This window comes from Klebsiella sp. RCJ4, assembly GCF_009025755.1.
GTDB lineage: Bacteria > Pseudomonadota > Gammaproteobacteria > Enterobacterales > Enterobacteriaceae > Klebsiella > Klebsiella michiganensis.
In genome coordinates, this window is record NZ_WCIN01000023.1 from 335596 (window position 1) to 342448 (window position 6853).

The following is a 6853-nucleotide window of genomic DNA, read 5'->3' on the forward strand; positions in this document are numbered from 1 at the left end:
TGATACCCTTTTCCAGTATTCCGCTATCGTCAACGCCTGATTAGCGGTTGAACTTTATTATCAATAGCTTCTCGCGCCCGGAAGATGCGCGAACGCACTGTACCCACCGGACAATCCATGATGGCGGCTATTTCTTCATAGCTCATGCCATCCAGCTCCCGCAAGGTAATTGCCATGCGTAAATCTTCCGGAAGCGATTCAATGGTACGAAAAACTATTTGTCTCAGCTCTTCTGACAACATTAAGTTCTCAGGGTTCGAAATTTCTTTCAATGCCCCGCCACTTTCGAAGTTTTCAGCATCATTCGCATCAACATCGCTGGATGGCGGACGGCGTCCCTGAGCAACCAGATAATTCTTCGCCGTGTTTACGGCGATGCGATATAACCAGGTGTAAAAAGCGCTATCCCCCCGGAAAGAATCCAGCGCACGCCATGCTTTAACGAACGATTCCTGAACAACGTCAGCGATATCGCCCGGCGGCACGTAGCGGGAGACCAGACTTGCAACCTTATGCTGATAGCGCACCACCAGCAGGTTAAATGCTTTCTGATCTCCTTTCTGGACCCGTTCAACGAGGACCTGATCCGTTAACTGCTCGCTCATCCGAGGTAATGTCTCCCCAAACCCAATTCCCATGCGTATTCAAAAACACCACCCAATTACTGCATCAAGTGAGCAAGCAGAGGGTTGGAGTGTCTGAAAACAATAAAGTTCCGTTACGCCTTTGTTTTTCGTCCGGCACCGGCTGACGGATTGTTATCTCTCATTATATGTCCCGGTCGCTAAACGATATGTAAGATAATAAGAAAAAGCGCAAGACCCGCCAGAAGGGTAACGTAACCCGGCTTTTATTTCACTATAAAATCTGAAGCTCACGAGCCGCTTCGCAAAACCTTTTTTCCATTTACAGCCCGCCTCATTACGCCGTTATGTTTAGTCCTCACAACGCTGAGTAAAAAAAATGTACGATTTCTCGCTGGCTGGTGCTATTGTTCGCTTATTGTGTTTAGTAAATTAAACAAAGGCCATGAAAACAACTTCCGATTCCTCCTGTGATGTGCTGATTATTGGCAGCGGCGCTGCCGGATTATCCCTTGCCTTACGCCTGGCGGAACGCTGCGCGGTCACGGTTCTCAGCAAAGGCCCTATCAGTGAAGGTTCTACTTTCTACGCTCAGGGCGGTATTGCCGCCGTATTTGATGAAACCGATAGCGTTGACTCGCACATCGAGGATACGTTGATAGCCGGAGCGGGTCTTTGCGATCGCCATGCGGTCTCATTCGTGGCGAGCAACGCCAAACCCTGCGTTCAGTGGCTAATCGATCAGGGCGTGCTGTTTGATACTCAGGTTCAGGCGAACGGCGAAGAGAGCTACCATCTGACCCGCGAGGGAGGTCACAGCCACCGCAGAATTCTCCACGCCGCCGATGCGACCGGTAAAGCCGTTGAGACTACCCTGGTGAGCCAGGCGCTGGCCCACCCAAATATCCGCATACTGGAACGCAGTAACGCCGTTGACCTTATTATCTCCGATAAAATCGGCCTGCCCGGCACGCGCCGGGTGGTGGGTGCGTGGATCTGGAATCGTAATAAAGAAGCGGTTGAAACCTGTAACGCAAAGGCCGTGGTGCTGGCTACCGGCGGCGCGGCTAAAGTTTATCAATATACGACGAATCCTGATGTCTCTTCCGGCGATGGTATCGCGATGGCCTGGCGTGCCGGCTGCCGGGTCGCCAACCTCGAATTTAATCAGTTCCACCCAACCGCGCTGTACCATCCGCAAGCGCGCAACTTCCTGCTGACGGAAGCGCTGCGCGGCGAGGGCGCGCTGTTGAAACGCCCTGACGGCACGCGGTTTATGCCGGACTTTGACGAGCGCGGCGAGCTGGCTCCGCGCGATATCGTCGCCAGAGCCATCGATCATGAGATGAAGCGCCTTGGCGCTGACTGCATGTATCTGGATATCAGCCATAAACCGGCAGAATTTATTCGCCACCACTTCCCGATGATCTACGAGAAGCTGCTGGGGCTGGGCATCGATCTGACAAAAGAAGCGGTGCCCGTGGTTCCTGCCGCGCACTACACCTGCGGCGGCGTCATGGTTGACGATCACGGGCGCACCGACGTCGACGGGCTGTATGCCATCGGCGAAGTAAGCTATACCGGATTACACGGCGCTAACCGGATGGCATCAAACTCATTGCTTGAGTGCCTCGTCTACGGGTGGTCCGCCGCCGAAGATATCGTTAAGCGTCTGCCGTTCGCGCAGACGGTCAATGAACTGCCATCATGGGACGAAAGCCAGGTTGAAATACCTGATGAACTGGTCGTGATTCAGCACAACTGGCATGAGCTGCGCTTGCTGATGTGGGATTATGTCGGCATCGTGCGCACCACCCGCCGTCTTGAGCGCGCCCTGCGCCGAATTACTATGCTGCAGCAGGAACTGGACGAATACTACGCCCGCTTCCGCGTCTCCAATAATTTACTGGAACTGCGAAACCTGGTGCAGGTTGCTGAGCTGATTGTGCGCTGCGCCATGCTGCGTAAAGAGAGCCGCGGGCTTCACTATACGCTGGACTATCCTGACCAGTTGCCGGAGAGCGGGCCGTCGGTGCTCTCGCCGCTGGCTCACATAAAAAGATAAAAGTCCTGGGTCAGAGCGGTAAATCCTTCGGAATACTGCTGCTCTGGCCCACGGATGACCAATCTGTCGCTAAAGCACTCCTCCCCCGCCGTCGGCGAAAAAGCCAACAGAACCCGATGCGGCGGGCGCACTTCCGTTTCCGCCACGTCGGTACGCAGACGCAGATGCCAGCCCATATTCTGCGCCCGCTGCACAAAGGCGTTACCAATGTCGACCGGAAGCACGACGCAGAAAAACCCCTCCTCCGTAATAAGCTCGGCGGCGCAGGTTAATAATGTTGCGTGATCGAGGGAGGAGGTATAGCGAGCCTGCTCGCGCTGCGAGGTGGCGCAAGGTACACCTTCAGCGAAAAAAGGCGGATTGCTGACAATCAGCTCATAGCGCCGGGTTTGCTGCGGCTGCCATTGCTGAATATCCGCCTGATGAATCTGCAGGCGCTCGGCCCAGGGAGAATCCGCGGCGTTTTCTCGCGCCTGTTCTGCCGCTTCTTCATCCAGCTCCACGGCATCCACGATGACCGCCTCGCCGGTTCGCTGCGCGAGCATCAGCGCTAACAGACCGCTGCCCGCGCCGATATCCAGCACGCGCTTAACCTGAGCGATGGGGGCCCATGCGCCGAGTAAAATGCCGTCGGTACCCACTTTCATCGCACAGCGATCGTGGGCGACAAAAAACTGCTTAAACGTAAAACCATTGCGCGGCAGCGCGAACTTCGACTGGGACATCCTCGATAACCTTGCGGGCAAAAAACTCCTGAGCTTAAGGCTATGCACAATACCGGAGAACAGATAGCCTTACAAACAGATGAACATTGCGTCCGTAACGTCTATAATCGGCGGTCCACTCAGAGGTAGATCATGACTGTAACGACTTTTTCCGAACTTGAACTCGACGAAAACCTGCTGGACGCCCTCCAGGATAAAGGTTTCACACGCCCGACAGCCATTCAGGCCGCCGCTATTCCGCCTGCGCTTGATGGCCGTGATATTCTCGGTTCAGCCCCGACCGGCACCGGTAAAACGGCGGCGTATCTCCTGCCAGCGTTGCAGCATCTGCTCGATTTTCCGCGCAAGAAGTCTGGTCCGCCGCGCATTCTTATCCTGACCCCCACGCGCGAACTGGCGATGCAGGTTGCCGACCATGCGCGTGAGCTGGCAAAACATACTCATCTGGATATCGCCACGATCACCGGCGGTGTCGCCTATATGAACCATGCCGAAGTGTTCAGCGAGAACCAGGACATCGTGGTCGCCACGACCGGTCGCCTGCTGCAATATATTAAAGAAGAAAACTTTGATTGCCGCGCCGTTGAAACGCTGATCCTTGATGAAGCGGACCGCATGCTGGACATGGGCTTCGCGCAGGATATCGAACACATTGCCGGTGAAACCCGCTGGCGTAAGCAGACCATGCTGTTCTCCGCCACCCTCGAAGGTGACGCCATTAAAGATTTTGCTGAGCGTCTGCTGGAAGAACCGGTGGAAGTCTCTGCGACCCCCTCCACCCGCGAGCGTAAAAAGATTCACCAGTGGTATTACCGCGCCGATGACGTCAAGCATAAGACCGCTCTGCTGGTCCATCTGCTAAAGCAGCCGGAAGCGACGCGTTCTATCGTCTTCGTCCGTAAGCGCGAGCGCGTGCATGAGCTGGCGGGCTGGCTGCGTGAAGCGGGTATCAACACCTGCTGGCTGGAAGGCGAGATGGTACAGGCAAAACGTAATGAAGCGATTAGCCGCCTGACCGATGGCCGTATTAACGTGTTAATCGCCACCGACGTTGCCGCGCGCGGGATCGACATCGCGGACGTCAGTCACGTTTTCAACTTCGACTTGCCGCGCACGGCCGACATCTATCTGCACCGTATCGGTCGTACCGGACGCGCGGGTAAAAAGGGAACGGCCATCTCTCTGGTCGAAGCCCACGACCATCTGCTGCTGGGTAAAATTGGCCGCTATATTGAAGAGCCGTTAAAAGCCCGCGTCATCGATGAACTGCGCCCGACCACTCGCGCACCCAGCGAGAAGCAAACCGGTAAACCTTCCAAGAAGGTTTTAGCCAAGCGTGCAGAGAAGAAAGAGAAAGAAAAAGAGAAACCGCGCGTGAAAAAACGCCATCGCGATACCAAAAACATTGGTAAGCGTCGTAAACCAAGCGCAGCGGATGCTCCGCAGAAGTCAAACGAAGAGTAAAAAAACGCCGGGATATCCCGGCGTTTTCACATTAAAACGGAATCTTACAGGCTTTCAGTAAAAGTACGGGCGATAACGTCGCGCTGCTGTTCCGGAGTCAGAGAGTTAAAGCGTACCGCATAGCCAGACACGCGAATGGTCAGCTGCGGGTATTTTTCCGGATGTTCAACCGCGTCCAGCAGAGTTTCGCGACGCAGCACGTTAACGTTCAGGTGCTGACCGCCTTCAACGCGGACTTCAGGCTTCACGTCTACCGGGATTTCACGGTATTCGATTTCACCCAGATTGCTCACTGCAACCACGTCATCTTCAGCAAAACCAGCTTTCGCGCACAGGCAGCGGGCTTCGCCTTTTTCGCTATCCAGCAGCCAGAAAGAGTTCAGCAGGTCGTCGTTTGCAGCTTTAGTAATTTGGATACCAGTAATCATTTTATGCCTCCCAGGCAGGGTTTGTTCGATTATTGGCCTTCGCGGCCAATTGGTAAAACCATTGTTCTATGAGTGTATATATATCAGCCGTACCCCCGGCATTCTTTGATTTAAATCAACAAAAACCACATCACAAAAGTGGTCATAGGCGGATATTATTGTTTTACATCAAGTTACGCCATGCCACCCACCAAATAAATTTGTAAGTTTTCAATTTTTTTTGCATAAAGAGCGTCAATCGCGTGGGGCAAATTTTGTGATGTTGAAAGATGCAGTTAAGCTATGGCAATGACACTTTGCAGGAGAGCAAAATGACCGCCCCATTAACCTGGCATGACGTGCTGGCAGAAGAGAAGCAGCAACCCTATTTTGTTAATACCCTGAAAACCGTTGCTGACGAGCGGCAATCGGGAATCACCATCTATCCCCCGCAAAAAGATGTCTTTAACGCGTTTCGTTATACTGAGCTAAGCGACGTTAAAGTGGTGATTCTCGGCCAGGATCCTTACCACGGACCCGGGCAGGCGCACGGCCTCGCCTTCTCGGTTCTACCGGGCATTCAGATCCCGCCATCGCTGCTGAATATGTACAAAGAACTGGAAGGGACGATACCAGGCTTTCAGCGCCCGACTCACGGTTATCTCGAAAGCTGGGCGCGCCAGGGCGTGTTGCTGCTCAATACCGTATTAACGGTACGTGCCGGGCAAGCGCACTCTCACGCCAGCCTCGGTTGGGAAACCTTTACCGATAAAGTCATTTCGCTGATTAACCAGCATCGGGAAGGCGTCGTCTTTCTGCTGTGGGGTTCGCATGCGCAGAAGAAAGGCGCGATAATCGATCGCCAGCGCCACTGCGTGCTCAAAGCGCCGCATCCGTCGCCGCTCTCCGCCCACCGCGGGTTCTTTGGCAGTAATCATTTCGTGCAGGCGAATCAGTGGCTGACCGAACGCGGCGAAGCGCCCATTGACTGGCTGCCCAGGCTACCGGCTGAAAGCGAATAGCTCTGAAAGTAAAAGGCCACCTTCTGAGAAGGTGGCTTTTGAGAATGCCCCCTGTAAGGGGGGCTATTGTCACCTTCCGCTGATTACTCTAGCAATTCCATCTGCTGTTCATACGTTTGTTCCGTTTTCTCCTGATGCCTCACATATCGTCTGATAATTTCTTCATTCACTCCCACCGTATCGACAAAGTAGCCTCGCGACCAAAAATGATTCCCCCATAGCTTCTTCCTGATATGTGGAAAACGGTTATAAAGCCTGATGGCACTGCGTCCTTTTAGATGGCCCATCAGAGTTGATATCGAGATCTTTGGTGGAATGATGACGACCAGATGTACATGATCGGGCTGAACATTTAGCTCCAGAACCTCACAATCCTTTATTCCACAGAGGATATAGATCGTCCTGTACAGCTCCTTACCCAGCTTATCTTTCAGGATCCTGAATCGGTACTTGGGTGTCCAGACTATGTGGTATTTGCAACGCCAATATACATGTGATGAACTCCTGTAAAGTCCCATGTCGGTTTGTCTCCTTTTACTTGTGGTGAGTAAGCAGAGATATTCCGACATGGGCATTCTTCAGGCTA

General features: G+C 53.6%; 7 protein-coding genes. 3 read left to right on the forward strand and 4 right to left on the reverse strand.

What is annotated here, in order from left to right; genetic code table 11:
• Positions 1–29 precede the first annotated feature (29 nt).
• Positions 30–605, reverse strand: a complete 576-nt coding sequence (rpoE, locus tag F8562_RS07990; protein WP_004104583.1) for an RNA polymerase sigma factor RpoE — start codon at positions 603–605, stop codon at positions 30–32.
• Between the two features lie 424 nt (positions 606–1029).
• Between rpoE and nadB the strand changes: the two genes are divergently transcribed.
• Positions 1030–2649 (forward strand): L-aspartate oxidase, encoded by a 1620-nt coding sequence (gene nadB / locus F8562_RS08000; RefSeq protein ID WP_094909363.1) that lies wholly within the window; start codon positions 1030–1032, stop codon positions 2647–2649.
• On the opposite strand, the gene trmN is transcribed toward nadB, so the two are convergent.
• Positions 2634–3374 (reverse strand): tRNA(1)(Val) (adenine(37)-N(6))-methyltransferase TrmN, encoded by a 741-nt coding sequence (gene trmN / locus F8562_RS08005; protein WP_014839225.1) that lies wholly within the window; start codon positions 3372–3374, stop codon positions 2634–2636. The genes nadB and trmN overlap by 16 nt on opposite strands.
• Before the next feature lie 132 nt (positions 3375–3506).
• Between trmN and srmB the strand changes: the two genes are divergently transcribed.
• Positions 3507–4838 carry an ATP-dependent RNA helicase SrmB gene (gene srmB / locus F8562_RS08010; RefSeq protein ID WP_004853282.1) on the forward strand — a complete coding sequence of 444 codons (1332 nt, stop codon included), beginning with the start codon at positions 3507–3509 and terminating at the stop codon, positions 4836–4838.
• Between the two features lie 44 nt (positions 4839–4882).
• On the opposite strand, the gene grcA is transcribed toward srmB, so the two are convergent.
• Positions 4883–5266 carry an autonomous glycyl radical cofactor GrcA gene (gene grcA, locus F8562_RS08015; RefSeq protein ID WP_004104596.1) on the reverse strand — a complete coding sequence of 128 codons (384 nt, stop codon included), beginning with the start codon at positions 5264–5266 and terminating at the stop codon, positions 4883–4885.
• A 311-nt stretch (positions 5267–5577) separates the two neighbouring features.
• Between grcA and ung the strand changes: the two genes are divergently transcribed.
• Positions 5578–6267: a uracil-DNA glycosylase gene (gene ung / locus F8562_RS08020; protein WP_014230405.1), complete on the forward strand. Its 690-nt coding sequence runs from the start codon at positions 5578–5580 to the stop codon at positions 6265–6267.
• An 83-nt stretch (positions 6268–6350) separates the two neighbouring features.
• Here the strand turns inward: ung and tnpA are convergent, their stop codons facing one another.
• Positions 6351–6785: an IS200/IS605 family transposase gene (tnpA, locus tag F8562_RS08025; protein ID WP_014228411.1), complete on the reverse strand. Its 435-nt coding sequence runs from the start codon at positions 6783–6785 to the stop codon at positions 6351–6353.
• Between the last annotated feature and the right edge of the window lie 68 nt (positions 6786–6853).